This is a genomic window from Pseudoxanthomonas japonensis, from assembly GCF_010093445.1.
Classification (GTDB): domain Bacteria; phylum Pseudomonadota; class Gammaproteobacteria; order Xanthomonadales; family Xanthomonadaceae; genus Pseudoxanthomonas_A; species Pseudoxanthomonas_A japonensis.
In genome coordinates this window covers 44322-69390 of the sequence record NZ_PDWW01000019.1, presented here as the reverse complement: position 1 = coordinate 69390, position 25069 = coordinate 44322, and the positions used below count along the sequence as shown (strand labels likewise).

Below are 25069 nucleotides of genomic sequence, written 5' to 3'. Positions count from 1 at the left end.
GTCGGGCAGGGCAGCTCGACTTATTTGCTTGAAACGTACTTTTCGCGCCGGATCTGCGGAATCGGAAGCCCATGTCCTTTCAGCGCGTCGAAGCAGGCATCGACCATGTCGGGATTGCCGCACAGGTAGGCGATATCGCGCGCGGCATCGGGTGCGAATTCGGCCAGGTGCTGCTGCACGTAGCCCTGGCGGACGTCGGGATGCGGATCGGCCGGCAGTTCGCGCGACAGGCAGGGCACGTAGCGGAAGCCCGGATGCGCGTCGGCGAAAGCGCGGAAATCGTCGCCGTACAGCAGCTCGGTCGGTGTGCGTGCGCCCTGCAGCAGCACGACCTCGACGCCGCGCTCGGCCATCAGCGCTTCCAGCTGCGGCAGCATCGAGCGGTAGGGCGTCACGCCGGTGCCGGTGGCGATCAGCAGGTAGCGGGCGTTGCGGTCGCCCGGCATCAGGCAGAAGCGGCCGAACGGACCGCTGGCCTCGACATGGCCGCCTTCCGGCAGGCCCTCGAACAGCGCGGTCGCCGCGCCACCGGGCACGTAGCTGACCGCGATCTCGACCGCTTCGCCCGGTCCCATCGCATGGTCGTGGATCGTGGCCAGCGAATAGCTGCGCTTGGTGGCCGTGCCGTCCGCGTAGCTGAAATGCACCTGGATGAACTGGCCGGGGATGAAGTCCAGCGGCTGGCCATCGTCGCGCACGAAGCTGTAGTGGCCCACGCTGGGCGCCAGCATGCGGCGGCCGACGAGCTTCAGGGGAAAGGGAGCGATGGCCAAAGCGGCTGGAACACTGTGTGGCCCGGGGCGGGCCCGGTGGGACGCCTATAATAAGCGCTCGCCCTCCCACCGCGCCCCGCGCGCATCGCAAGGCTCCCATGGCGTCTCCTTCCGCGGCCTCCGCCGCACCCCCCGCGCTGGCCATCACCGACCTGCGCAAGGTCTACGACACCGGCGTGCAGGCCCTCAAGGGCGTGTCGCTGCAGGTCGAACCCGGCGATTTCTTCGCCCTGCTCGGCCCCAACGGCGCCGGCAAGTCCACCCTGATCGGCATCGTCAGCTCGCTGGTCAACAAGAGCAGCGGCCAGGTCGGCGTGTTCGGCGTGGACATCGACCGCGACCGCGACGGCGCGATGCGCCTGCTGGGCCTGGTGCCGCAGGAAATCAACTTCAACATGTTCGAGAAGCCGCTCGACATCTGCGTGAACTACGCGGGGTTCTACGGCATCCCGCGCGCCGAGGCGCTGGTGCGCGCCGAAGAGGAACTCAAGCGCGCGCAGCTGTGGGAGAAGGCCAACGTCATGAGCCGCACGCTGTCCGGTGGCATGAAGCGCCGGCTGATGATCGCCCGCGCCATGATGACCCGGCCCAGGCTGCTGATCCTGGACGAGCCCACCGCCGGCGTCGACATCGAAATCCGCCGCGGCATGTGGAAGACGCTGAAGGACATCAACGCCGCCGGCACCACGATCATCCTCACCACGCATTACCTGGAAGAGGCCGAGAGCCTCTGCCGCAACCTGGCCATCATCGACCGCGGCGTGATCGTCGAGCAGGGCCCGATGCGCGCGCTGCTGGCCAAGCTGGACGTGGAAGGCTTCCTGTTCGACATCGACGGCGACCTGCCGGCGCAGCTGCCGGTGATCGAGGGCACCACCCTCGTCGCCACCGACACGCACACGCTGGACCTGGACATGCCGCGCGCGATGGACCTCAACCGCGTATTCGCCGCGCTCAACGACGCGGGCATCCGCGTGCGCTCGATGCGCACCAAGAGCAACCGGCTGGAGGAACTGTTCGTGCGCATGACCGGCAACGGCGACGGCGCCAAGGAGAAGGCGGCATGAGTCATCCCAACCTGGTCGCGCTGGGCACCATCGTCCGTCGCGAAGTCGCGCGCATCCTGCGCATCTGGGGCCAGACCCTGGTGCCGCCGGCCATCACCATGACGCTGTACTTCCTGATCTTCGGCGGTCTGATCGGCAGCCGGATCGGCGACATGGGCGGCTACAGCTACATGGAGTTCATCGTGCCGGGCCTGGTGATGATGAGCATCATCCAGAACAGCTACGGCAACATCTCGTCCTCGTTCTTCGGCGCCAAGTTCGGCCGCCATGTCGAGGAACTGCTGGTCAGCCCGATGCCGAACTGGGTGATCCTGCTTGGCTATGTGGCCGGTGCCGTGCTGCGTGGCCTGATGGTCGGCGCCATCGTGCTGGTCATCGCGATGTGCTTCACCAAGGTGCGCATACCGCACCCGCTGGTGACCATCACCACCGTGCTGCTCGGCGCGACGATCTTCTCGCTGGCCGGCTTCGTCAACGCCGCCTACGCGAAGAAGTTCGACGACATCGCCATCGTGCCGACCTTCATCCTGACCCCGCTGACCTACCTGGGCGGCGTGTTCTATTCGGTCAAGCTGCTGCCGCCGTGGGCCGAAGCCCTGACCCACGCCAACCCGATCTTCTACATGGTCAACGCCTTCCGCTACGGCCTGCTCGGCACCAGCGACGTCCCGCTGTGGATCGCCTACGCGCTGATGCTGGCGTTCGTATTCGGCCTGGCCGCGCTGGGTCTGTGGCTGTTGAAGAAGGGCGTGGGGCTGCGCAGCTGATGCGGCTGCTCGTGCTCGGCGCCGGCGGAACCGGCGGCTATTTCGGCGGTCGCCTGGCACAGGCCGGCATCGACGTCAGCTTCCTGGTGCGTCCCGCGCGCGCGGCACTGCTGCGTGAGCGTGGATTGCGCCTTCGCAGTCCGCTGGGCGACGCCGACGTAGCGGTGCAGGTGTTGACCGCGGACGACCTGTCGGCCGTCGTGCCGTTCGACCTGGTGCTGCTGAGCTGCAAGGCGTACGACCTGGACAGCGCGATGGATGCCATTGCACCGGCCGTGGCGTCCGGGGCTGCCGTGCTGCCGCTGCTCAATGGCCTGCGCCACTACGAAGCGCTGGATGCACGCTTCGGTTTCGACAAGATCCTGGGCGGCCTGTGCTTCATCAGTGCCACGCTGGGTGCCGATGGCGAGATCCTGCACCTGGGCAAGCCGGCGTCGATGACGTTCGGCGAACGCACCGGCCAGTCGCCGGATACTCGCCTGCAGGCATTGGCCGCCGCCTGCACGCAGGCGGGCGTCGATCACGCGCACACGCCCGACATCGCGCAGGCGCAATGGGTGAAGTACAGCTTCCTCACGGCCCTCGCGGCTGGCACGTGCCTGATGCGCGCGCCGATCGGCGAGATCGTGGCGGGTGAGGATGGCGTCGCGTTCATGGCCGGACTGCACGACGAATGCCTGGCCATCGCCGCGGCCTCGGGCCAGCCGATACCGGCCGCCGCGCAGGCGTCCGCGCGCGACACGCTGACTGCCGCCGGCTCGCCGATGAAGGCCTCGATGCTGCGCGATCTGGAGTCCGGCCAGCGCGTCGAAGCCGCGCACATCGTCGGCGACATGGTGCATCGCGCGCACGCGCACGGCGTCGATGTGCCGCGCCTGCAGGCTGCCTGGGTGCACCTGCAGGCTTACGAAGCGCAGCGCGCCGCGTGATGCCGGCTTTCACGCGGCCCTGACGCCGCGTGCCTCCATCCTGTGCCAGCTTTCCGGTGGCGCAGCCATGAAGCACCTGCACAAGATCTTCCTCGTCGGCCACCTGGCCATCATCGCCCTGTTCTTCGTCGCCGCCGTCGCGCTGATCGTGCTGGCCGCGAGCGAACTCTGGCATGGCGTCGTGATCGCCGGCAGCGACGTCGGCCTGCGCGGCCGCTTCGACAACATCCTCGAGAGCATCGGCATGCTGACCATCGGGCTGGTGGCGCTGGAGCTGGCGCAAACCGTGTTCGAGGAAGAGGTGCAACGCGACGTCAAGGTCAGCGGACCCACCCGCGTGCGCCGTTACCTGTCGCGCTTCCTGGTCGTCATCGTCATCGCGCTGTCGATCGAGACGCTGGTCGCGACGTTCGAACTGATGCACGAGGATCCGCGCCAGCTGCCTTATGTCATCGCGATCGGCGGCTCGGCCGCTCTGCTGCTGGTGGCGTGGGGCGTGTTCGTCCACCTCAACCGCAGTGCGGAAGAGCTCGAACCCGAGGCCATGCAGCAGGCCAAGTCCGAGGACAGCAAGGTCGAGTGAGCGCGCCGGGCCTCAGCCGGCCGCCGGCAGCCGGAAGAACGCACGCGCCGTCGCCGTCGTGGCGGCGGCGGTGACCTCGATGTCTTCGCCGCGGTCGCGCGCCAGCTCGGCGACGATGTGGGCGAGGTACATCGGCTCGTTGCGCCGGTGCGAGGGCTGCGGCTTGACCGTGCGCGGCAGCAGGTAGGGCGCGTCGGTCTCGATCATCAGCCGGTTGGCCGGGATGTTCTTCACCAGTTCGCGCAGGTGCAGGCCGCGGCGTTCGTCGCACAGCCAGCCGGTGATGCCGATATGCCAGTCCTGGTCGAGGCAGTCGAACAGTTCCTTCTTCGTGCCGGTGAAACAGTGCACCACGGCCGGACCCAGCTTGCCGTCGAAGTTCTTCATCATCGCCACGAAGTCGTCGTGTGCGTCGCGCTGGTGCAGGAACAGCGGCTTGCCGGTATCGACCGCGATCTGCAACTGGCGTTCGAACGCCTTGCGCTGCGCGGGACGTGGCGAGAAATCGCGGAAGTAGTCCAGCCCGCATTCGCCCACGGCCACGACTTCCGGGTGCGCATGCAGCGCACGCATTTCGGCATCGCATTCGTCGGTGTATTCGGTGGCGTGGTGGGGGTGCACGCCGGCGGTGGCGAACAGCTCGCCTGCATGCGCCTGCGCCAGCCGCAGCGCGGTCGGCGAGTGATCGCGGCTGGCGCCCGTGACCACCTGCTGCACCACGCCGGCCTCACGCGCGCGCTGCAGCACGGCGTTGCGGTCGTGGTCGAAGCTTTCGTGGGTGAGGTTGGCGCCGATGTCGATGAGATCCATGGCGGTATTTTAAGCCCTGGCGTGTGCTGTTGTAGGAGCGACGTGAGTCGCGACCGCGAAAACGAAAAGCCCGAATCCATCGGAAATCTCCCGGAACTACCGTCACGCAAGCCGTGCGGTCGCGACTCACGTCGCTCCTACAGAGGCACGGCAGGCTTTATCCTTCCCCCGCATGCCGTCGCCCACGTTCCCGATCACCCCGCTGCTGCCGGACATCGTCCGCAGCCTGTCCGAGCACACGCGCCTGGTGCTGGAAGCGCCGCCCGGCGCGGGCAAGACCACGCAGGTACCGCTGGCGCTGCTGGACCAGCCGTGGCTGCAGGACCGCAAGATCGTGATGCTGGAACCGCGCCGCGTGGCCGCGCGCGCGGCCGCCGGATTCATGGCGAAGCAGCGTGGCGAAACCGTGGGCGGCACGGTGGGCTACCGCATCCGCTTCGAGAACAAGGTAGGTCCCGACACGCGAATCGAGGTCGTCACCGAAGGCATCCTGACGCGGATGATCCAGGACGACCCGATGCTCGAGGACGTCGGTGCGATCCTGTTCGACGAATTCCACGAACGCCATCTCGCCGGCGATCTCGGCCTGGCACTGGCATTGGACGTACAGGCGCAGCTGCGCGAGGACCTGCGCCTGGTCGTCATGTCGGCCACGCTCGATGGCGAGAAGCTGGCGCGCTTCCTCGATGCGCCACGGCTGAGCAGCGAGGGCCGCGGCTTTCCGGTGCAGGTGGCGCACTTCCCGGCACGCCGTGCCCTTCGACAGGCTCAGGGCGATCGGGACGAGCCGGTGGAACTGCATGCGAAGCGTGCGATCGAACACGCCCTCGCACAGCATCCCGGCGACGTACTGGTGTTCCTGCCGGGCCAGCGCGAGATTGTGCGCGTGGAGGCGATGCTGAGCCCCTCTCCCGACGGGAGAGGGGTTGGGGTGAGGGGCGACGAAGGTCGCGGTGGGACGGGCAACATGGCTTCGCCCGCCCCTCGTCCGTCCGCTGGGCACCTTCTCCCGGCGGGAGAAAGAAAGGACGACATCGTGGTGCTGGCCCTGCACGGCGACCTGCCCGTGGAGAAACAGTCCGAAGCATTGCAGCCCGATCCGCAGGGCCGGCGCCGCGTGGTGCTGGCGACCAACGTGGCCGAGTCGTCGGTGACCCTGCCTGGCGTACGCGTGGTGGTCGACAGCGGCTTGGCGCGCGAGCCGTCCTACGATCCGAACAGCGGCTTTTCCCGGTTGGAAATCACCACGATTTCGCAGGCCTCTGCCGACCAGCGCGCCGGTCGTGCTGGTCGTGTTGCCGATGGCTGGGCCTATCGCCTGTGGCCGCAGTCGCAGCGGTTGGACCCGCAACGCCGCCCGGAGATCGCGCTGGTCGAACTCGGGGCGCTGGCGCTGGAACTGGCCGCGTGGGGCAGCGACGCATTGCGCTTCGTCGACGCACCGCCGCCGGGTGCCATGAACGCAGCCCGCGACCTGCTGCGCCGTCTTGGCGCGCTGACGACGACGAATGCCATCACGCCGCTGGGCAAGCGCATGCTTGCATTGGGCACGCATCCGCGCCTGGCCGCGATGCTGCTGTCAGCGGGCGAGGGCGAGGACCTTGCGCTCGCCTGCGATCTCGCCGCGCTGGTCGAAGCACGCGATCCGCTGCGGATGGGAGGCGATGCGCTGGCCGTGCGCTGGCGTGCGCTGGCGGCGTTCCGCAATGGCCGCGCACCGCAGGACGCGAACCGTTCGGGCCTGGCCGCGATCGACGCCGCCGCGAAGCAGTGGCGCCGCCGCGTACGTGAGAACGCAGCGCCGCCATCGTCCGTTGAAGCGCATCGCTTGGGCGACGTGCTGATGCACGCCTTCCCGGACCGCATCGGCTTCCAGCATCCGCAGGACGCGCGTCGCTACCTGCTGGCGAACGGGCGCAGTGCGCGGCTGTTCGACGACAGCGCGCTGGTCGGCGAACCGTGGATCGTCGTCAGCGAGCTGCGCCACGAGAACCGCGACGCGCTGGTGCAGCGCGGCGCGCCGGTGGACGAACGACGCCTGCGCCGCGATTTTGCCGACCGCTTCGTCACCGAAGACACCGTGCGCTGGGACGCGGCGCGGCGTGCGCTGTCCGCCCAGCGCGAATCGCGCTTCGACCAGATCGTGTTCGACGCGCGTCCCGCGGGCCGCGTCGATCCCGCGCTCGCTGCCGCGGCGCTGACCGACGCGGTGCGCGACCTCGGACTGGAGGCGCTGTCCTGGCCAGAATCGCTGCAGCAGTGGCGCGAACGCGTGCGCTGCCTGCGCGAGTGGATGCCGGACCTCGGCCTGCCCGACCTGTCGGACGACGCGCTGATGGCCACGCTCGACGACTGGCTGAAGCCCGCATTCGCCGGCAAGACCCGGCTCGACGCGCTGGGCGAGGACGACCTGGCGAACACGCTGAAGTCCGGCATGGAATGGTCGCTGCGCCAACGCATCGACCAGCTGGCGCCGACCCGCATCACCGTGCCGTCCGGCATGGAGCGCCGCATCGACTACGCGCATGGCCAGCCGCCGGTGCTGGCGGTGAAGCTGCAGGAGCTGTTCGGCCTGGCCGACACCCCGCGCGTCGCCGATGGCCGCGTGCCGCTGCTGCTGCATCTGCTGTCGCCCGGCGGCAAGCCGCTGCAGGTGACCTCCGACCTGCGCAACTTTTGGAACTCGACCTATGCCGAGGTTAAGAAGGAAATGAAGGGGCGGTATCCGAAGCATCCGTGGCCCGACGATCCGTGGAGCGCGCAGGCTACGCATCGGGCGAAGCCCCGCGGCACCTGACGTTTCGTTATCGCCTGCCGCGGCGGCGGCGCATGCTTCACGTCGCGGGGAGGTTCCACTCGGCGCGGCCCGACGATCCGTGGAGCGCGCAGGCTACGCATCGGGCGAAGCCCCGCGGCACCTGACGTTTTGTTATCGCCTGCCGCGGCGGCGGCGCATGCTTCACGTCGCGGGGAGGTTCCACTCGGCGCGGCCCGACGATCCGTGGAGCGCCCAGGCTACGCATCGGGCGAAGCCCCGTGGGACCTGACGTTTCGTTTTCGCCTGCCGCGGCGGCGGCGCATGCTTCACGTCGCGGGGAGGTTCCACTCGGCGCGGCCCGACGCTCCATGGAGCGCGCAGGCTACGCATCGGGCGAAGCCCCGAGGCACCTGACGTTTCGTTATCGCCTGCCGCGGCGGCGGCGCATGCTTCACGTCGCGGGGAGGTTCCACTCGGCGCGGTCCGACGATCCATGGACGCGCGGGCTACGCTGCCGTTCAGGTGCGGGGCGCCGAACTAACGCCGCGTAAACACCACCGCCAAGACACTGGCGGCCTACCCACTTCTTCCAGGGAAGACCCATGAGCAAGCTGACCACCATCACCGACCGTGCACTGGAACTGGCGAGCCAGGCCGGCACCAGCCTCAAGCACGCCGTGCCGAGCGCGGACAAGTTGTTGCAGACGGGGGCGGCGCTGGGCGTCGCCAAGACAGGCGGGAAGCTCGCGGTGAACTTCGTGCGGCGCAATCCGGCCGTGGCGGTGGCGACGGGCATCGGCGTGGGCCTGCTTGCGCTGGTGGCCTACCGCAAGCGCAAGCAGGGTCAGGCGACCGGTGCGATCGAAGGCAAGTCGCGCCGCGTGGAAGCCCGCAAGGTCAACGGCAAGGCATCCACCGCGCGCAAGACCGGCACGCCGCGCAAGCCGCGCAGTACGGCCCGTTCCACCGAGAGCTGATCGCCCGCTACCGGCCGGTGCGCCTCGTCAGAGCGCGCGCCAGGCACCGGGCGCGAGGTCGCCCAATCGGGTATCGCCCATGGCGACCCGCACCAGCCGCAGCGTCGGCAGGCCGACGGCTGCGGTCATCCGCCGGACCTGGCGGTTGCGTCCTTCGGTGATCGTCATCGACAACCAGGCGTCGGGCACGGACTTGCGGAAGCGGACCGGCGGATCACGTGGCCACAGGGTCGGTGCGGGCTCCAGCGGCTCCACCCGCGCGGGCCGCGTCGGCCCGTCGTTCAACGCCACGCCACGCCGCAGCCGATCCAGTTGCTCGTCTGTCGGCGTGCCTTCCACCTGCACCCAATAGGTTTTCGGCTGCTTGTGGCGCGGATCGGTCAGCCGGTTCGCCAAAGCGCCGTCGTCCGTCAACAGCAGCAGGCCCTCGCTGTCGTAATCCAGCCGGCCGGCGGCGTACACGCGCGGCGGCAGGCCGAACTCGGCCAGCGTGCGCCGCGGCGGCTCGCTCCGGTCGGTGAACTGGCAAAGCACGTTGAACGGCTTGTTGAACGCGATGAGCATGGGGCGGCGGACTGCAACGCCGCGACCCGGTGAGGATCGCGGCATATCCAGCTGCGCAGGATCAGTGGTGCGGCTTCACGAACCGCAGCGTCATGCGGTCGCTTTCGCCGATGGCCTGATACTTCGCGCGGTCGGCTTCCGGGTGGTTGTTGGACGGCGGCAGCGTCCACACGCCGTTCGGATGATCCTTCGTGTCCTTCGGATTGGCGTTGATCTCGCTCTTCCCGTCCAGCCGGAAACCCGCGGCCTCGGCCATCGCAATCACCTGCGCTTCGCCGACATAGCCGGTCTTGTCGTCGGCCGCGACGTCCTGGTTGGCGCGGTGCTCCACCACACCCAGCACGCCGCCCGGCTTCAGCACCGCGAAGAAGCCCTTGAACATGCCTTCGGCCTGGTTGGCGCTGCGCCAGTTGTGCACGTTGCGGAAGGTCAGCACCACATCGGCCGAGTCGGCCGCGCCGAATACCGGCTTGGCGGGGTCGTACTTCACCATCTTGGCCTTGTCGAACTGCGCCGGACCGTCGGTGAATTTCTTCTGCAGGCCATCCACGCTGCGCTGGTAGTAGCCGCGGCTCTTCTCGGACGCGGACGCCGGGTCGACCACGGCGGCGACGTAGTGGCCGCTCTTCTTCAGGTAAGGGCCCAGCACCTCCGCATACCAGCCGCCACCGGGCGTGATCTCCACCACGGTCTGCGTCGGCTTCACGCCGAAGAAGGCCAGCGTTTCCTTCGGGTGGCGATAGACATCGCGCGCGGTGTTCTCCGCACTGCGCCAGTCGCCTTTCAGGACGGCATCGAGCGCCGCGGCGTCGGCGGCGGGCAGGGTGGGCGATGCCTTGGCCGGCGTCGCCGGTGTTGCGGCCATCGTCGGCTGCGACGCGGCGAGGGCGGCGAGCAGCGCCAGGGAAAGCGGGACCATGCGGATCGTCATCGGAAAGCCCTCCAGAAAGGTGCGCGGAGCCTAGCACGCGTCTTGTTCAGGCGGCATGGCGGTCGCCGCACGCAGGACACGCTTCACCGCATCCTCCCGCATGGTCGCTAGACTCGCCGCATCCACGCACCGGGAACCGCTTCGCCATGAACGACGACCGCAACACCCGTATCGTGCTGGCGGCGCGGCCGCAGGGCGAGCCGACCGCAGAGAATTTCCGCCTGGAGCACGCGCCGCTGCCCGCGCCCGCCGATGGCCAGGTGCTGCTGCGCAACCGCTACCTGTCGCTGGACCCATACATGCGTGGGCGCATGAATGCCGGGCGCTCCTACGCGAAGCCGGTGGAGATCGGTGAGGTGATGGACGGCGGCACGGTGTCGGAGGTGATCGAATCGCGCCATCCCGATCTGCGGGTCGGCGACGTCGTGCTGGCGCATGGCGGCTGGCAGACGCATGCCGTCGCTGACGGGCGGACGTTGAAGCGCAAGCTGGACGCGAACGTCGCGCCACTGACCACCGCACTGGGCGTCTACGGCATGCCCGGGTTCACCGCCTACGTGGGCCTGCATGAGATCGGCCAACCCAAGCCCGGCGAAACCGTCGTGGTCGCCGCCGCCAGCGGGCCGGTCGGCGCGACCGTCGGCCAGATCGCGAAACTGCAGGGCGCGCGCACGGTCGGCATCGCCGGCGGCGAGCAGAAGCGCGCCTACCTGCGGGACGAACTCGGCTTCGACGTCGCGCTGGACCATCGCGCGCCGGACTTCGCCGCGCAGCTGCGTGCGGCCTGTCCGGACGGTATCGATGTCTACTTCGAGAATGTCGGTGGCGCGGTGTTCGATGCGGTGGTGCCGCTGCTCAACGATTTCGCCCGCATTCCGGTCTGCGGGCTGGTCGCGCATTACAACGACAAGGCGTTGCCGGCAGGGCCCGATCGCATGGCCTGGCTGATGAGCCAGATCCTCACCCGCCACCTGACGGTGCGCGGTTTCATCCAGCACGACTTTATCGCGTTGTATCCGCAGTTCCTGCGTGAGATGGGTGGTTGGCTGGCGGACGGGAAGATCCGCTGGCGCGAGGATCTCGTCGATGGCCTGGAGAACGCACCGCGCGCGCTGATCGGCCTGCTGCGCGGGGAGAACTTCGGCAAGGTGGTGGTGAAGCTTTAGCCCGTCATCCCCGCGAAGGCGGGGACCCAGCGACTTGAACGCGCGAAGGCGAAGGCACTGGGTTCCCGCCTGCGCGGGAATGACGGAAAACGCGGTATCCGCAGCTCCTGTATGAGACGGGCGGCTGGTTGGCGGAAGGAAAGATCCGCTGGCGCGAGGATGTGTTCGACGGGCTGGAGAACGCGCCGCGCACACTGATCGGCCTGTTGCGCGGGGAGAACTTCGGCAAGGTGATGGTGAAGCTGTAGACCTTCGTCCCCGCGAAGGCGGGGACCCAGCGACTTGAACGTACGGAAGCGAAGGCACTGGGTTCCCGCCTTCGCGGGAATGACGGGCCAACTATCGCGCGTTGGGAGGCACCGGCAGGCTGACATGCATCAGCGTGGGATCGTCGGGATCCAGCTTGACCCGGAAGCCCAGGCTCTCGCACATGGCCAGCATGGTGCGGTTCTCACGCAGCACCTGACCTTCGATCGTCTTCAGGCCCAGCCGCTGTGCGTACTCGATCATGATCTGCATCAGTTTCCAGCCGATGCCGTGGCCCTTGAGGTCCGAGCGCACCAGGATGCCGTACTCGCCGGTTTCGTAGTTGGCGTCGGCGTGCAGGCGCACTGCGCCGAGCATCTCGTGCGTGCCCGGATGCACCGCCACCAGCGCGATCGAGCGGGCGTAGTCCAGCTGGGTCAGGCGGGCGATGAACTCGTGGCTGAAATGGCGCACCGACTGGAAGAAGCGCAGGCGCAGGTCTTCGTCGGTGATGTGGGTGAAGAACGCGCGGAACATCGCGTCGTCCTCCGGCCGCACCGGGCGCACCAGCGCGGGTTGGCCGTCGCCGAGCAGGATCGTGCGCTCCCACTCGGTCGGATACGGGAAGATCGCGAAGCGGGGATGGCCGCGGCCCTTGTGCAGCGCGCGACCGCGCGCCACCGCGATGCGCGCGTCGACCGCGACCACGCCGTCGCGGTCGGCCAACAGTGGATTGATGTCGAGCTGCTGGATCTCCGGAATGTCGGCGGCCAGCTGCGCCAGCTTCACCAGCACCAGCGCGACCGCGCGCTCGTCGGCCGCCGGCACGTCGCGGTACGCCTTCAGCACGCGCGAGACGCGGGTGCGTGCGATCAGCTCGTGCGCCAGCCGCAGGTCCAATGGCGGGAGGGCGACGGCCTGGTCGTTGATGACCTCGACCGCCGTGCCGCCACGCCCGAACGCGATGACCGGGCCGAATACCGGATCGTCGGCGATACCGGCGATCAGTTCGCGCGCCTTCGGCCGCAGCAGCGTGGGCTGCACCAGCACGCCTTCGATGCGCGCGTCCGGCCGGCGTTCGCGCGCGCGCCGCAGGATGGCCGCCGCCGCCTCGCGGACGGCGTTCGCGTTGGGCAGGTTGAGGCGCACGCCGTCGACGTCGGACTTGTGCGGGATATCGGGCGACAGGATCTTCACCGCCACCGTCGCGCCTTCGGCCAGCAAGGGCGCGGCGATGCGCGCCGCATCGTCGGGATCGACCGCGCGCCATACCGGCGCCATCGGGATGCCGTAGGCGGCGAGCAGCTGCGTGGTGGCGAGGGGATCCAGCCAGGTCTGTCCGGCGTCCAGTGCGGCATCGACCAGCCTGCGTGCGGTGGCGAGGTCCGGACTGAAGTCCTCCGGCAGGCTGGGCGGCGTCTCCATCAGCGCGGCCTGCACCTCGCGATGGCGGACCAGATGCATGAAGCCGGCGACCGCGTCGGATTCGTTCGGATAGCGTGGGATCTGCGCAGCATCGAGTACCGCTTCGGCTTGCGGGTCGTTGCCCAGCCAGACGGTGAAGACCGGCTTGCGCGCGCCGTGCGCGGGCCGCTGCGACAGCACCCGGGTGACCGCATGCGCGGCTTCCGACGAGGACGACAGCACGGTCGGCACGTTGACCGCGAGCAGTGCGTCGTTCTCCGGATCGGCGAGCAGCGCCTCGATCGTGGCGGCATAGCGGTCGGCGTCGATGTCGGTCAGCAGGTCGACCGGATTGGTGCGCGACCAGCCCACGGGCAGGATGCGGTCCAGCGCATCGCGGGTGGTGTCCGACAGCGTCGCCAGCGTGCCGCCCTGTTCGTACAGGTGATCGACCGACAGCGCGCCGACGCCGCCGCCGTTGGTGAGGATCGCCAGGCGACGGCCCTGGAAGGGCCGCACCTGGCCCAGCGTGCGCGCGGCGGCGAACAGTTCGTGCAGCGAACGCACGCGCAGCAGGCCGGCACGGCGGAACGCGGCGCCGTAGACCGTATTCGGACGCGCCAGGTTCTGGGTGTGCGTGCTGCCGGCGGGCGTGACCTGGGCGCGACCGCTGTGCCCTGACTTCACCACGACGACCGGCTTCGTGCGCGCCGCCGCACGCGCGGCCGACATGAACTTGCGGGCGTCGTGGATGGCTTCCACGTACAGCAGGATCGCGCGCGTGCGATGGTCCGTCGCGAAGTAGTCCAGCAGGTCGGCGAAGTCGACATCCAGCGCATCGCCCAGCGACACGACGGCCGAGAAGCCGACCGGCTGGCTCATGCTCCATTCGACCAGGCCGCCGGAGATGGCACCCGACTGCGAGATCAGCGCGAGGTCGCCGGCCTTCGGGAAGCGGCTGGCGAGGCTGGCGTTGAGGCGTGCATGCGGCGCGATCACGCCCAGGCAGTTCGGCCCGAGCACGCGCAGGCCCTTTTCGCGCGTCAGGGTTTCGAGCTGCGCCGCGGGCGAGCCCGGACCGCTGCCCATCGCCGCGGTCAGCACGACCACGGCACCGGCGCCTTTCTCTGCGGCTTCCGCGGCGAGCTGCGGCACGGTCGCCGCGGGCGTAGCGATGACCACCAGGTCCGGTGTCCATGGCAGGTCGCGAAGCTGGCGCACGGTCGTCACGCCGTCCATCGGCGTCGGATGCTTGTTCACCAGTCCGATGTTTCCGTCGAAGCCGGCCGCCAGCAGGTTTTCGATCACCGCACGGCCGACCGAGCGCGGCCGCGACTGGCTGCCCACCACCGCGACGGCGCGAGGCCGGAAGATGGAATCGAGACGGTACGTGCTCATGACGGGACAGCGTCCTCCGGATGCCGGCAAGGGTAGCGCGACGCGCGTTGCGTCCGCATGCGCGCCATCACGCCAGCTTCAACGCATCCGGATACGGGGCAGTATCCGGGTATTCGCCGGCGGCGAGATGCGACTGGAGGTCGCGCCACCACGCCGGCCGGAACAGGTCGCCATGTGCGGCTTTCAACGCTTTCGCCTGCGCATCGGGAAGGCCGAGGAACTGCGGGAAGCGTTCGGGGAAGACGTCGCCGGCATCCACGTGGAACCACGGGCCATCGGCCATCTGCTCCTCGTACGTGGTCGGTTGCGGCCAGTCGCGGAAGCGGCAGTCGGCGACCAGCCGCAGTTCGTCGTAGTCGTAGAACACCACGCGGCCGCGGCGCGACACGCCGAAGTTCTTCAGCAGCATGTCGCCCGGGAAGATGTTGTTGCGCGCCATGTCCTTGATCGCCTGGCCGTAGTCGAGCGCGGCGGTGCGTGCGGCCTCGGCCTTCTGCTCGCGCAGGTACAGGTTCAACGGGCGCAGACGCCGCTGCACGTAGCAGAGGTGGATCACCAGGTCGTCGCCGTCCTCGCTGAGGCTCTGCCCGCAGCTTTCGCGCAGTTCCCACAGCAGCTCGGGCGAGAAGCGCGCGCGCGGGAAGCGCAGGAAGCGGAACGCCTGCGTGTCCAGCAGCCGGCCGACGCGGTCGAGGTGGAACACCAGGTCGTACTTGTCCTCGACATCCTGCCGGCTCATCGCCTTCGGGTAGGCGAAGCGGTCGCGGATCACCTTGAACACCAGCGGATAGCTGGGCAGGGTGAACACCGCCATCACCATGCCGGGCGTGCCCTCGGCATGCACCAGACGCTCGTCCGGCTGCGCACGGAAGTGATGGAAGAAGGTGCGGTAGCGCTCGGTCTTGCCCTGCTTGGCGCGGCCGAGCACGGTGTAGATCTCGTCGATCGGCTTGCCCGGCAGCAGCGAACGCAGGAACACCACCGCATCGCCGACCGTCGACAGGTCGGCGTGGAAGTAGCTGCGCGAGGTACCGAACAGGTGCGCCACGTCGCCGCGATGGGTCAGCACCGCTTCTGCCTTCAGCTGGCCACCGTCGTTGACCAGGGCGATGACGCAGGGCGAGAACCGGTGTTCGCCGAACACACGGCCCACCAGGTAGGCGCGGCGCTCGCGGTAGAACACCGTGTCCAGCAGTTCGATGCCGCGGACGGGATTCGCGCCCCAGTGCGCCAGGTCGTCCTGCAGGCGCACGGCGATGGCCGCGGCGCAGCGGGTGCGGTGGGCATAGGGCACGTCGAACCCGTAATCGCCGAGCACGCGCGCGAACGTATCCGTCGGGCGCTGCTCGGACACGGCATAGCTGTGGCGCGCGACCGGATGGGTGATCGCATCGGTGGGTTCGACGTCCAGCGCCACGAACTCCAGCGCCGGGTCCACGCCGCGGATGCGCAGGAAACGGCGGCAGAGCGTGTTGTAGAACGTCTTGTACAACTCGCGGTCGATCTGCCCCGCGACCAGCGTCTCGAACGCTGCCCGTGCGGTGACCCATAGCGTCCGGTCGTGGGCTTGGCCCAGCAGCGCCGACTGCAGGCGCAGCGCGCATTCGGCGATGCACTGGTCGTACAGCTCGATGCGTTCGACGGCGTCGGCACGCGCGCCGGCCCAGTCCATCGTTTCGAACCGGCCTTTCGCGCGCTGCGTGATCTCCGCGAATCGCGCGTGGTAGTCCGCGAAGGCGTCGTGGATCAGGCGGGCGATGGCATCGTCGTGGACCATGCGACCGATGTTAGCCGGCACGCGCTGGAGTCATCGCTCCACCGCGATGCCGGCCTGTTCCAGCAGCCAGGCGCGCACCTTGCCGAAGCCGGGGTGCGAGAGGCTGCGCTCTGGATAGACGAGGTAGTGCGCGAAGTCGGCCTGCAGCCGCTTCTTCGTCAGCGCCACCAGCCGGCCGGCCTTTACCAGCGGCTCGGCCAGCGTCCAGCGCGCCAGCGCCACACCGACGCCCTGCGCCGCGGCCTGGTGCAGCGTCTCGGTGTCGTCGAACTGGGCGACGTAACGCGCGGGCGGTTGGCCGCCGAAATGCTCGAACCAGTCCTTCCAGCGGTTGGCCGGGTCGCCGAGCAGCGGCAGCTTCGTCATCTGGTCCGGCGCCGGCTTGCCATGCTGCTTCACCAGCGCAGGGCTGGCCACCGGCGTGATCCATTCGTGGAAGAGGAACTCGGCGTGCACGTTCGGCCAGCGGCCGCCACCGAGGCGCAGCGCGAGGTCGACCGGCTCGCGCTCGAAGTCGACGACGTGCGTGCTCGACTGCAGGTTGAGGCCCAGCTCGGGATGCGCCGCGAGGAACGCCGGCAGTCGCGGCACGAGCCAGGCGGTGGCCATCGATGGGATCAGGCTGAGCGTCACGGTGTGGTCGTTGCGCAGCGTGGCGCGCCGCAGTGCGTGCTCGATGGTGTCGAGCGGGCCGGAGATCGCATCGAACAGGCGCTGGCCGTCCGGCGTCAGTTCCACGCCGCGCGGGCCGCGCGCCAGCAGCTTGTGGCCCAGCCGCTGCTCCAGCAGCCGCATGCGATGGCTCAACGCACTGACGGTGAGGTGCATGGCCTCGGCCGCACGCGTCAGGTTGCGCAGGCGGGCGGCGGGGACGAAGGCGTCCACCTGGTCCAGCGGCAGCCGACTCATCTTGAATGCACCTCAAGGCTGGGTTGCGGAGCTTTCGCTTTTTCAGGGCAGATCATGCGCCTACCTTGGGAGTCCTTCAAGCCGGACACCGGCGCAACGGAGCAGTCCCATGCAGACCGAAACCAGGAAGCAGTGGTGGCAGCAGCTGGCTGGCATGAGCCAGGGCATGTTGTTCCTGCAAGGCCATGTCGCGCACTCACTCGACGACGCGGCGCAGGCACAGGGAGAGCGCCGTCACCATGTCCATGACGCGGCGGGCAAGGCCAGGCACCAGCGCGCGGTGCAGCGGCTGGGCGAGCGCCGCCTGCGCGCGATGACGTCGTTGTCGTTGTTCCGCTGAGCGCAGGCCGACGTGGGAGCGACGTCAGTCGCGATCGGCCACCGCGGCGGTTCATCGCGACTGACGTCGCTCCCACAACTTCTGTGGCGAGGGGGTCAGGCCTTCACGTAGACCCAGGCGTCGCGCCCGGATTTCAGGCGTACCTGCACCCGCGTGTAGTCGGCGACTTCGTAGCGGTCCGCCGCGGCGAGTTCGTCGGCGGTGATGCGGAACACGGTACCGCCGACTTCATCGGACGGATCACCGCTGGGACTGACGATGGGATGGAAGCGTTCGCCGCTGGCGGCGAGCACGTCGGGATCGGTGATCTCCACCATCGTCCGCGCGTATCCGGTCATCGCATCGGGTTCGCCGTCGAGCCGGCGGCCGAACGAGGAGAGCTGCACGCTTTCCAGCTGCAGGGTGCCGTAGGAGAACAGCAGGATGTCGGTGGCGTCGGTCATGGCGGGAGGCATCGGATAGCGGCGGCACGCACGATGGTCGCCGAAAACACAACGCCCGGCACGAGACCGGGCGTTGGAGTCGGCAGCAAAGCAATCAGCGTCAGGCCGACAGCGTCGCCAATGCGTCGTTGAACGTCTTGCTGGGACGCATCGCGGCGGCGGTCTTCGCCAGATCGGGGTGGTAGTAACCGCCGATGTCGAGCGCCTTGCCCTGTGCGCCGTTCAACTCGCCGAGGATGGTGGCTTCGTTGTCGGCCAGCGCCTTCGCCAGCGGCGCGAACTTCGCCTTCAGTTCCGCGTTCTCGTCCTGCGCGGCGAGCGCCTGCGCCCAGTACAGGGCCAGGTAGAAATGGCTGCCACGGTTGTCGAGTTCGCCGACCTTGCGCGCGGGCGAGCGGTTCTCGTCGAGGATGCGGCCGTTGGCCACGTCCAGCGCGTTGGCCAGCACCTTGGCCGGCGTGTTGAGGTAGCGCTGGCCCAGGTGCTCCAGTGATGCCGCCAACGCGAGGAACTCGCCCAGCGAATCCCAGCGCAGGTAGTCCTCTTCCAGGAACTGCTGCACGTGCTTCGGCGCGGAGCCGCCGGCGCCCGTCTCGAACAGGCCGCCACCGGCCATCAGCGGTACGATCGACAGCATCTTCGCGCTGGTGCCCAGCTCCATGATCGGGAACAGGTCGGTCAGGTAGTCGCGCAGCACGTTGCCGGTCACCGAGATGGTGTCCTCGCCCTTGCGGGTGCGCTCCAGCGACACCTTCATCGCCTCGACCGGCGGCAGGATGCGGATGTCCAGCGCATCGATGGTGTAGTCCTTCAGATACTGCTCGACCTTGGCGATCACCTGCGCATCGTGCGCACGGTCCTTGTCCAGCCAGAAGATCGCCGGCGTTTTGCTCAGGCGCGCGCGGCCGACGGCCAGCTTCACCCAGTCCTGGATCGGCGCGTCCTTGGTCTGGCACATGCGCCAGATGTCGCCGGCCTCGACCTTCTGCTCGAACACGACCTTGCCGGCGTCGTCGGTGACGCGCACGGTGCCGTCGGCCGGGATCTGGAAGGTCTTGTCGTGGCTGCCGTATTCCTCGGCCTTCTGCGCCATCAGGCCGACGTTGGGCACGCTGCCCATGGTGGCCGGGTCGAACGCACCGTTCGCACGGCAGTCGTCGATCACCGCCTGGTAGATGCCGGCGTAGCAGCGGTCCGGGATGACGGCCTTGGTGTCCTGCAGCTTGCCGTCGGCGTTCCACATCTTGCCGGAGTCGCGGATCATCGCCGGCATCGAGGCATCGACGATCACGTCGCTCGGCACGTGCAGGTTGGTGATGCCCTTGTCGGAGTTCACCATCGCCACGGCGGCGCTGTCGGCGTAGACGGCCTGCAGATCGGCCTTGATGGCTTCCTGCTGGTCGGCCGGCAGCGTGCCGAGGCGTGCGTACAGGTCACCGATGCCGTTGTTGGCGTCGAAGCCGATCTGTTCCAGCACGGCCGCATACTTGGCCAGCGCGGCCTTGTAGTACTCGTTGACCACCACACCGAACATGATGGGGTCGGAGACCTTCATCATCGTGGCCTTGAGGTGCAGCGAGAACAGCACGCCCTTGGCCTTGGCATCGGCGATCTCGGCGGCGACGAACGCGGCCAGCGCCTTGCGGCTCATCGAGGCGGCGTCGACGATCTCGCCGGCCTTCACCTTCACCTTGTCCTTCAGCACGGTAACCGTGCCGTCGTTGGCGACGAGTTCGATCTTCAGCGCGCCGTCGTTGGCCAGCGTGGCCGACTGCTCGCTGCCGAAGAAGTCACCGGCGGCCATGTGGGCGACGTGCGACTTCGAGTCGGCGCTCCACGCGCCCATGCGGTGCGGATGCTTGCGGGCATAGTTCTTCACCGACAGCGGCGCGCGGCGATCGGAGTTGCCTTCGCGCAGCACCGGGTTCACCGCGCTGCCCTTGACCTTGTCGTATCGCGCCTTGGCGTCCTTCTCCCTGTCGTCCTTCGGCTCGTCCGGGTAGTCCGGCAATGGATAACCCTGCGCCTGCAGTTCCTTGATGGCGGCCTTCAGCTGCGGCACCGAGGCGCTGATGTTGGGCAGCTTGATGATGTTGGCTTCCGGCTGCGTCGCCAGCTGGCCCAGCTCGGCCAGGTCGTCGCTGATCTTCTGCGCGTCGCTCAGGTATTCCGGGAACTGCGAGAGCAGGCGGCCGGCCAGCGAGATGTCGCGGGTCTCCACGGCGATGCCGGCCGGCGCGGTGAACGCTTCAACGATCGGCAGCAGCGACTGGGTGGCGAGGAACGGGGCTTCATCGGTGAGGGTGTAGATGATGCGGGGCGTATCCGACATGGGGATCAGGACTCTCGACAAGGGGCGATGGGAATTCAGCGCGCCATTGTCGCGCGCCATCGCACGCAGGGCAAAACGAGGGGGTATGGATGGCGGCAGCCTCCGCTGCCTTCCTGTCCCGGGACAGGGTCGCCGTCGCCTTGTGTGCAGAGGGAACGATCCGGCGGCGGATCACGCGCAAAAAAAGCGGGCGTGGATCGCTCCACGCCCGAGCTTGCCCCACACACGTGGGAGAGAGCCTTGGTCTTGCGGGATTACTTGACTTCGATTTCCTGCGTCATGCCAACCGGCTGGCCGTTCAAGGTCACGTCGACCTTGTACTTGCCGGCAGGCCAGTTGGTCGCCTTGGTGAACTCGATGTTGGTGGTGTCGGCACCGCCGGCGACTACATTAGCGGTCTGCTGAGCGGCTACTTGGCCATCCTGGAACGTCAGCTTGGCGTCGATCGCGGCATTGGCCGGCGTCGCCGCATCGGTCTTCACCGACACGATGATCTTGTCCTTCACGCCGAACATGCCCACAGCAGCCACGGACTTGTCGGCGGCGGCCGTATTGCCGACGGTGACGCTGGTAGCGCTGACCGGCATCGGGGCAGGTACGGGTTCAGCCGGTGCGGGTGCCGGCTCAACGGCGGCCGGCGGCGCGACAACGGGTTCTTCCTTCTTCTTGCAGCCGGCGAGCGCGACGGTGCCGACGAGCGCGGCGGCCAGAGCGTATGAAATGCGGTTGTGCTTCATGGGTTCGATCCTTGTGGATGAGGTGAAGAGGCGATCAGGCGTCGGCAGGCTTGGGCGGCAGCTTGATGACCTGCCCCGGGAAAATGCGGTCGGGGTCGTCGATCGTGTCGCGATTGGCTTCGAAGATCTGCTTCCACGCATTGGCGCTGCCGTAGTGCGTCTTAGCGATCTTGGAAAGCGTGTCGCCCTTTTCGATGGTGTAGCTCTGCTCGCCGATGATCTCAGCAGTGCTGTCGACACGTGCAGTGACGTCGGAGAAGTCCGCAGCCTTCTCGGCAGTGGAATCCACCTTGGCTGTAACGTCCGAGAAGTCGGCCTTCTTTTCTGTACTCATTGCATCCACCCTTCCTGGCGGGCTGTGGGATGCGCAAAGCGTTGCACGCGCCCTGTTAAGAATCCATAGCGCGCGCGTGAAACGGATCTATTGTTACCTGAGTAACTTTATTGGCGCAGGTCGCGCTTCATGAGCGGGACATTCATGTCAGCCGTCGCGCGCCACGGATTGATGTCCAAGCCACCGCGACGCGTGTAGCGCGCCTCGACCGACAGTGAGGTCGGGCGGCAGTGCGCCAGCAGATCGTGAAAAATCCGTTCGACGCACTGCTCATGGAACTCGGCGTGGTCGCGGAAGCTGACCAGATAGCGCAGCAATTCCACGCGGTCGATGCGCGGGCCGCGGTAATGGATCATGACGGTCGCCCAGTCCGGCTGGCCGGTGACCGGGCAGTTGGACTTCAGCAGTTCGGACGACAGCACTTCCTCGACGCTCTCTTCCGGATCGGCGGCCAGGAACTCGGCACGCGGCGGACCGTAATGGTCGATTTCCACATCCAGTCCGTCGATCGACTCGCCTTCCGGCGTCTCCGCCATCGGCGGCAGACCGAACACCACCTGCACGTCCGCCCCGGCGCGCGCCGACAGGTCGGTGGCGATGCGTTCCAGCACGGCGGCATCGCTGTTGAAGCGCGTGCTGTTGAGCGAGTTGAGGTAGAGCTTGAGGGACTTCGATTCGATCAGGCAGGGTGACGTGCAGGGCACGGTCAGTGTGGCGGTCGCCACGCGTGGCTTGCCGCGGGCGTCCAGCCAGCTCAGCTCGTAGCCGTGCCAGCGGTCGTGTCCGATGAAGGGCAGGGCATCGGCGGCGATGCCGATCTCGTCGCGCGCGCCCTGGCGCGGGATGGGGAACAGCAGGGTCGGGTCGTAGTGCGCGGGATACGCGACCTCGCGACCCAGCGAGGAATCCTGGGGGGTGTTGTTCATGCCGCCATTTTACGGACGGGCCCTAAAGCCGGGGTGTATAACGGCGGCGTCTCCCGAGAGGACGCGACCATGCGATCACTGCTGCTGCCCGGCCTGTTCGTGCTGCTGTCGGCCTGCGCCAGCGACCCCGCCAGCGGCGGTGGTCCACCGCCGGCGACCTTGCCGGACGATGGCTTGGTCCGGCCCCATGGCGAAGGACCGGTGTCGATGCGCGTGGGTCAGGTGCTGGAGATCGCGCTGATGTCCAACGCCAGCACCGGCTACCAGTGGGAATTCACCTCGGACGGCACGCCCGTGCTGTCGCGGACCACCGGTCCGGCCACGCCGCCGCCGATGGACACGCAACCACCGATGCCCGGCGCATCGTCGATGGCCCGCTGGTGGTTCCGTGCGGACAAGCCGGGCGAGGCGACGGTACGGATGGAGTATCGGCGCTCGTGGGAGACCGTGCCGCCGGTGGAGGTGGTGGAGTACCGCGTCGTCGTTCGCTGATCGGCGTCCCTGACCCGGCTTGGCCAGCGTGCATGGCCGCCCACGCCCCGGCGAACCATTGGCATGCGGCTTGGCTTCACTGTTTTCGCAAGGCAAAGTGGCCGCTCCCCCGAAGGCCAGGGAGGCCGTCATGACCTCGCACGCATCCATTCTCTGGCTGGCGCTGATGGCCGCAGCCCCTGCCGTCGCGCAAACACCATTGGCTGCACCTGCACCTGCACCTGCACCTGCACCTGCACCTGCACCTGCACCTGCACCTGCACCTCCTGCCTCCGCAACACCGGTGCCCGATCCGGTGTTTGCCGCCTGCATGACCAGCCTGCGCGGCGTCGCCGAAAAGCAGGGCATCAAGACCGCCAGCTTCGACACGTACACGAAAGACCTGGCCGCCGACATGAGCGTGCTGGACCTGCTCGACGCGCAACCCGAGTTCACCACGCCACTATGGGATTACCTGGCCGCACTGGTCGACGACCAGCGCGTGGCCGACGGGCAGACCATGCTGACGACGCATGCTGAACTGCTGGGCCGGGTATCGCAGGCCTACGGCGTGGACCCTGCCAGCGTCGTCGCCGTGTGGGGCGTGGAAAGCGACTACGGACGCGTGTTCGGCAAGCGGCCGCTGCTGGTGTCGCTGTCCACGCTGTCGTGCTTCGGCCGGCGGCAGGCGTTCTTCCGCGGGGAGTTCCTGACCACGCTGAAGCTGCTGCAGGCGGGTGATGTGCGCGTGGACGGCTTGAACGGTTCCTGGGCCGGCGCGTTCGGCCATACGCAGTTCATGCCCAGTACCTACCAGCGCATCGCGGTCGACTTCGATGGCGATGGGCGGCGCAACCTGATCGACAGCATTCCCGATGCGCTGGCCTCGACCGCGAACTACCTGGTGAAGTCCGGCTGGCGGACGGGCGAGCCGTGGGGCTACGAGGTGAAGCTGCCGGCCGGATCCGACGTGGTGCAGGCCGGGCGCACCAACCGCAAGCCGCTGACCCAATGGGTGGCGCAGGGCCTCGCGCGCGTCGATGGCCAGCCATTGCCGGCCGACGACCGCAACGCCGCGGTGCTGGTGCCGACCGGCGCCAATGGTCCCGCCTTTGTCGTTTTCAAGAACTACGACGCGATCTATTCCTACAACGCCGCCGAGAGTTACGCGCTGGCCATCGCGCTGCTCGCCGATCGCCTGCGTGGCGGCACGGGGCTGGTCGCCGCCTGGCCGACCGACGATCCCGGGATCGGGCGCCCGCAGCGGCGCGAACTGCAGACCCTTCTGCTCGCCCGCGGCCATGCCATCGGCAGTGCCGACGGCATGATCGGGACGCAGACACGGCGAGCCATCGTCGTTGAGCAGCAGCGTTTGGGGCTGCTTCCGGCGGATGGTCGCGCCGGCACGAAGATCCTTGCGGCGCTGAAGGCGGAAGGGCCGCCGGTCGTGCCACCCGAAGGCCTGAAGCCGTGAACACACTTCCCGACGGCGTAACCAGCGAAACATGGTGCGGCATCGAGGCGCTGCGCGTGGAGACGCCGTTCTCCGTCGCACGCATCAGCCTGCATGGCGGGCAGCTGCTGTCGTTCACCCCCAACGGCTTCGATGACCTGCTATGGGTGTCGCCGACGACATCGCTGCCACCGAAGGCTATCCGCGGCGGCGTGCCCGTCTGCTGGCCATACTTCGGCAAGCAGGGGCAACCGGACGGTGCCGTCCAGCACGGCCATGCACGCATCTCGCGCTGGCCGTTGACCGAGGCGAAGCGCGAAGCCGACGGCACCGCCGTGCTGAAACTCGCGCTGCCGCTGCGCGACGGCGTGCCGCTGGAATTGCAGATGTCGCTGCACATCGGCCGCGAACTGCGGCAGAGCATCGACACCCTGCATCGCGGCGACGCGCCGTACCGGCTGACACAGGCACTGCACACCTACTTCCGCGTTGCCGATGTCACCCAGGCAACGGTCACCGGTCTTGAGGGATTGCGCTACGACGACAAGTACGACGGCGGGACGCATGTGCAGTCCGGCGACTGGTCGCTGCGCGACCCGCGCGATCCCGGCCGCAGCGACCGCATCTATATCGGCACCGGGCATCGCTTCGACCTGCTCGACCCGGCGGGCGGTCGCCGCATCCGGCTGGACACGTTCGGAAGCCGTTCGCTGGTGGTCTGGAATCCGGGTGAGGCCGGTGCCGCCGCCATCGGCGACATGCCCGACGACGGCTGGCGGACCTTCGTCTGCCTGGAAGCCGCGAACGCCAGCGACGATGCGATCGAGCTGGAGCCGGGCCAGAGGCATCGGTTGAGCCAGGTGGTCTCGGTGGCCGCGTTGTAGACCCGCCCTGTGGGAGCGACGTCAGCCGCGATCGCACGCGTGCTGCCATACACGGTGCCAACGGTGCGGAAGTGCTCCAGACATCGATAC

23 protein-coding genes are annotated in these 25069 nt (G+C 68.2%); 11 read left to right on the top strand and 12 right to left on the bottom strand.

The features are described from left to right. Positions 1-20: 20 nt before the first annotated feature. Positions 21-773: a ferredoxin--NADP reductase gene (locus CSC78_RS13195; RefSeq protein ID WP_162338325.1), complete on the bottom strand. Its 753-nt coding sequence runs from the start codon at positions 771-773 to the stop codon at positions 21-23. Positions 774-871: 98 nt separating this feature from the next. Between CSC78_RS13195 and CSC78_RS13190 the strand changes: the two genes are divergently transcribed. The 4 genes from CSC78_RS13190 to CSC78_RS13175 all read left to right on the top strand — a co-directional run bounded on the left by CSC78_RS13190 (position 872) and on the right by CSC78_RS13175 (position 4119). Continuing rightward, entirely contained in the window at positions 872-1840 is a 969-nt protein-coding gene (locus CSC78_RS13190) for an ABC transporter ATP-binding protein (protein ID WP_162338324.1), read from the top strand. Further along, entirely contained in the window at positions 1837-2607 is a 771-nt protein-coding gene (locus CSC78_RS13185) for an ABC transporter permease (protein ID WP_162338323.1), read from the top strand. The genes CSC78_RS13190 and CSC78_RS13185 overlap by 4 nt, the downstream gene beginning before the upstream one ends. Further along, entirely contained in the window at positions 2607-3536 is a 930-nt protein-coding gene (panE, locus tag CSC78_RS13180; RefSeq protein ID WP_162338322.1) for a 2-dehydropantoate 2-reductase, read from the top strand. The genes CSC78_RS13185 and panE overlap by 1 nt, the downstream gene beginning before the upstream one ends. A gap of 67 nt (positions 3537-3603) precedes the next feature. Beyond that, positions 3604-4119, top strand: a complete 516-nt coding sequence (locus CSC78_RS13175; RefSeq protein ID WP_162338321.1) for a hypothetical protein — start codon at positions 3604-3606, stop codon at positions 4117-4119. A 12-nt stretch (positions 4120-4131) separates the two neighbouring features. Here the strand turns inward: CSC78_RS13175 and CSC78_RS13170 are convergent, their stop codons facing one another. Continuing rightward, the gene (locus CSC78_RS13170; RefSeq protein WP_162338320.1) at positions 4132-4929 is read right to left on the bottom strand and encodes a TatD family hydrolase; all 798 of its coding nucleotides are present in this window, start codon (positions 4927-4929) and stop codon (positions 4132-4134) included. A gap of 172 nt (positions 4930-5101) precedes the next feature. Here CSC78_RS13170 and hrpB point away from each other — a divergent pair, with 172 nt between their 5' ends. Together hrpB and CSC78_RS13160 are read left to right on the top strand one after the other, a co-directional pair. Continuing rightward, positions 5102-7726 (top strand): ATP-dependent helicase HrpB, encoded by a 2625-nt coding sequence (gene hrpB, locus CSC78_RS13165; RefSeq protein WP_162338319.1) that lies wholly within the window; start codon positions 5102-5104, stop codon positions 7724-7726. A gap of 563 nt (positions 7727-8289) precedes the next feature. Beyond that, on the top strand, positions 8290-8664 hold the full coding sequence (locus CSC78_RS13160; RefSeq protein WP_238391278.1) for a hypothetical protein: 375 nt from the start codon (positions 8290-8292) through the stop codon (positions 8662-8664). 27 nt (positions 8665-8691) lie between these two features. On the opposite strand, the gene CSC78_RS13155 is transcribed toward CSC78_RS13160, so the two are convergent. Together CSC78_RS13155 and CSC78_RS13150 are read right to left on the bottom strand one after the other, a co-directional pair. Beyond that, complete coding sequence (locus tag CSC78_RS13155; RefSeq protein ID WP_162338318.1) at positions 8692-9228, bottom strand: pseudouridine synthase; 537 nt, start codon at positions 9226-9228, stop codon at positions 8692-8694. A gap of 61 nt (positions 9229-9289) precedes the next feature. Further along, positions 9290-10159, bottom strand: a complete 870-nt coding sequence (locus CSC78_RS13150; RefSeq protein ID WP_162338317.1) for a class I SAM-dependent methyltransferase — start codon at positions 10157-10159, stop codon at positions 9290-9292. Between the two features lie 146 nt (positions 10160-10305). Between CSC78_RS13150 and CSC78_RS13145 the strand changes: the two genes are divergently transcribed. Then, positions 10306-11325 carry an NADP-dependent oxidoreductase gene (locus CSC78_RS13145; RefSeq protein ID WP_162338316.1) on the top strand — a complete coding sequence of 340 codons (1020 nt, stop codon included), beginning with the start codon at positions 10306-10308 and terminating at the stop codon, positions 11323-11325. 339 nt (positions 11326-11664) lie between these two features. On the opposite strand, the gene CSC78_RS13140 is transcribed toward CSC78_RS13145, so the two are convergent. The 3 genes from CSC78_RS13140 to CSC78_RS13130 all read right to left on the bottom strand — a co-directional run bounded on the left by CSC78_RS13140 (position 11665) and on the right by CSC78_RS13130 (position 17059). Beyond that, the gene (locus tag CSC78_RS13140) at positions 11665-14373 is read right to left on the bottom strand and encodes a bifunctional acetate--CoA ligase family protein/GNAT family N-acetyltransferase (RefSeq protein WP_162338315.1); all 2709 of its coding nucleotides are present in this window, start codon (positions 14371-14373) and stop codon (positions 11665-11667) included. Positions 14374-14440: 67 nt separating this feature from the next. Next, on the bottom strand, positions 14441-16150 hold the full coding sequence (gene aceK / locus CSC78_RS13135) for a bifunctional isocitrate dehydrogenase kinase/phosphatase (RefSeq protein WP_162338314.1): 1710 nt from the start codon (positions 16148-16150) through the stop codon (positions 14441-14443). A 30-nt stretch (positions 16151-16180) separates the two neighbouring features. After that, entirely contained in the window at positions 16181-17059 is an 879-nt protein-coding gene (locus CSC78_RS13130; RefSeq protein WP_162338313.1) for a LysR substrate-binding domain-containing protein, read from the bottom strand. A 109-nt stretch (positions 17060-17168) separates the two neighbouring features. Between CSC78_RS13130 and CSC78_RS13125 the strand changes: the two genes are divergently transcribed. Then, entirely contained in the window at positions 17169-17399 is a 231-nt protein-coding gene (locus CSC78_RS13125; RefSeq protein WP_162338312.1) for a hypothetical protein, read from the top strand. Positions 17400-17494: 95 nt separating this feature from the next. Here CSC78_RS13125 and CSC78_RS13120 read toward each other — a convergent pair whose 3' ends face one another. The 5 genes from CSC78_RS13120 to queF form a co-directional block, all read right to left on the bottom strand. Then, positions 17495-17842, bottom strand: coding sequence for a gamma-glutamylcyclotransferase family protein (locus tag CSC78_RS13120; protein WP_162338311.1), 348 nt, complete (start codon positions 17840-17842; stop codon positions 17495-17497). Positions 17843-17942: 100 nt separating this feature from the next. Further along, a complete protein-coding gene (locus tag CSC78_RS13115; RefSeq protein ID WP_162338310.1) occupies positions 17943-20174 on the bottom strand; it encodes an NADP-dependent isocitrate dehydrogenase in 2232 nt (743 codons plus the stop codon). A gap of 254 nt (positions 20175-20428) precedes the next feature. Further along, positions 20429-20911 (bottom strand): hypothetical protein, encoded by a 483-nt coding sequence (locus CSC78_RS13110; RefSeq protein ID WP_162338309.1) that lies wholly within the window; start codon positions 20909-20911, stop codon positions 20429-20431. Between the two features lie 34 nt (positions 20912-20945). Beyond that, the gene (locus tag CSC78_RS13105; RefSeq protein WP_162338308.1) at positions 20946-21245 is read right to left on the bottom strand and encodes a LysM peptidoglycan-binding domain-containing protein; all 300 of its coding nucleotides are present in this window, start codon (positions 21243-21245) and stop codon (positions 20946-20948) included. Positions 21246-21352: 107 nt separating this feature from the next. After that, on the bottom strand, positions 21353-22171 hold the full coding sequence (gene queF, locus CSC78_RS13100; RefSeq protein ID WP_162338307.1) for an NADPH-dependent 7-cyano-7-deazaguanine reductase QueF: 819 nt from the start codon (positions 22169-22171) through the stop codon (positions 21353-21355). 69 nt (positions 22172-22240) lie between these two features. On the opposite strand from queF, the gene CSC78_RS13095 reads away from it, so the two are divergent. From CSC78_RS13095 to CSC78_RS19065, 3 genes are all read left to right on the top strand, one after another. Then, positions 22241-22663, top strand: coding sequence for a protease inhibitor I42 family protein (locus tag CSC78_RS13095; protein WP_162338306.1), 423 nt, complete (start codon positions 22241-22243; stop codon positions 22661-22663). Between the two features lie 130 nt (positions 22664-22793). After that, positions 22794-24116 carry a lytic murein transglycosylase gene (locus CSC78_RS19070; protein WP_238391277.1) on the top strand — a complete coding sequence of 441 codons (1323 nt, stop codon included), beginning with the start codon at positions 22794-22796 and terminating at the stop codon, positions 24114-24116. Then, on the top strand, positions 24113-24979 hold the full coding sequence (locus tag CSC78_RS19065) for a D-hexose-6-phosphate mutarotase (protein WP_162338305.1): 867 nt from the start codon (positions 24113-24115) through the stop codon (positions 24977-24979). Before CSC78_RS19070 ends, CSC78_RS19065 begins: the two co-directional genes overlap by 4 nt. The last annotated feature ends 90 nt before the right edge of the window (positions 24980-25069 follow it).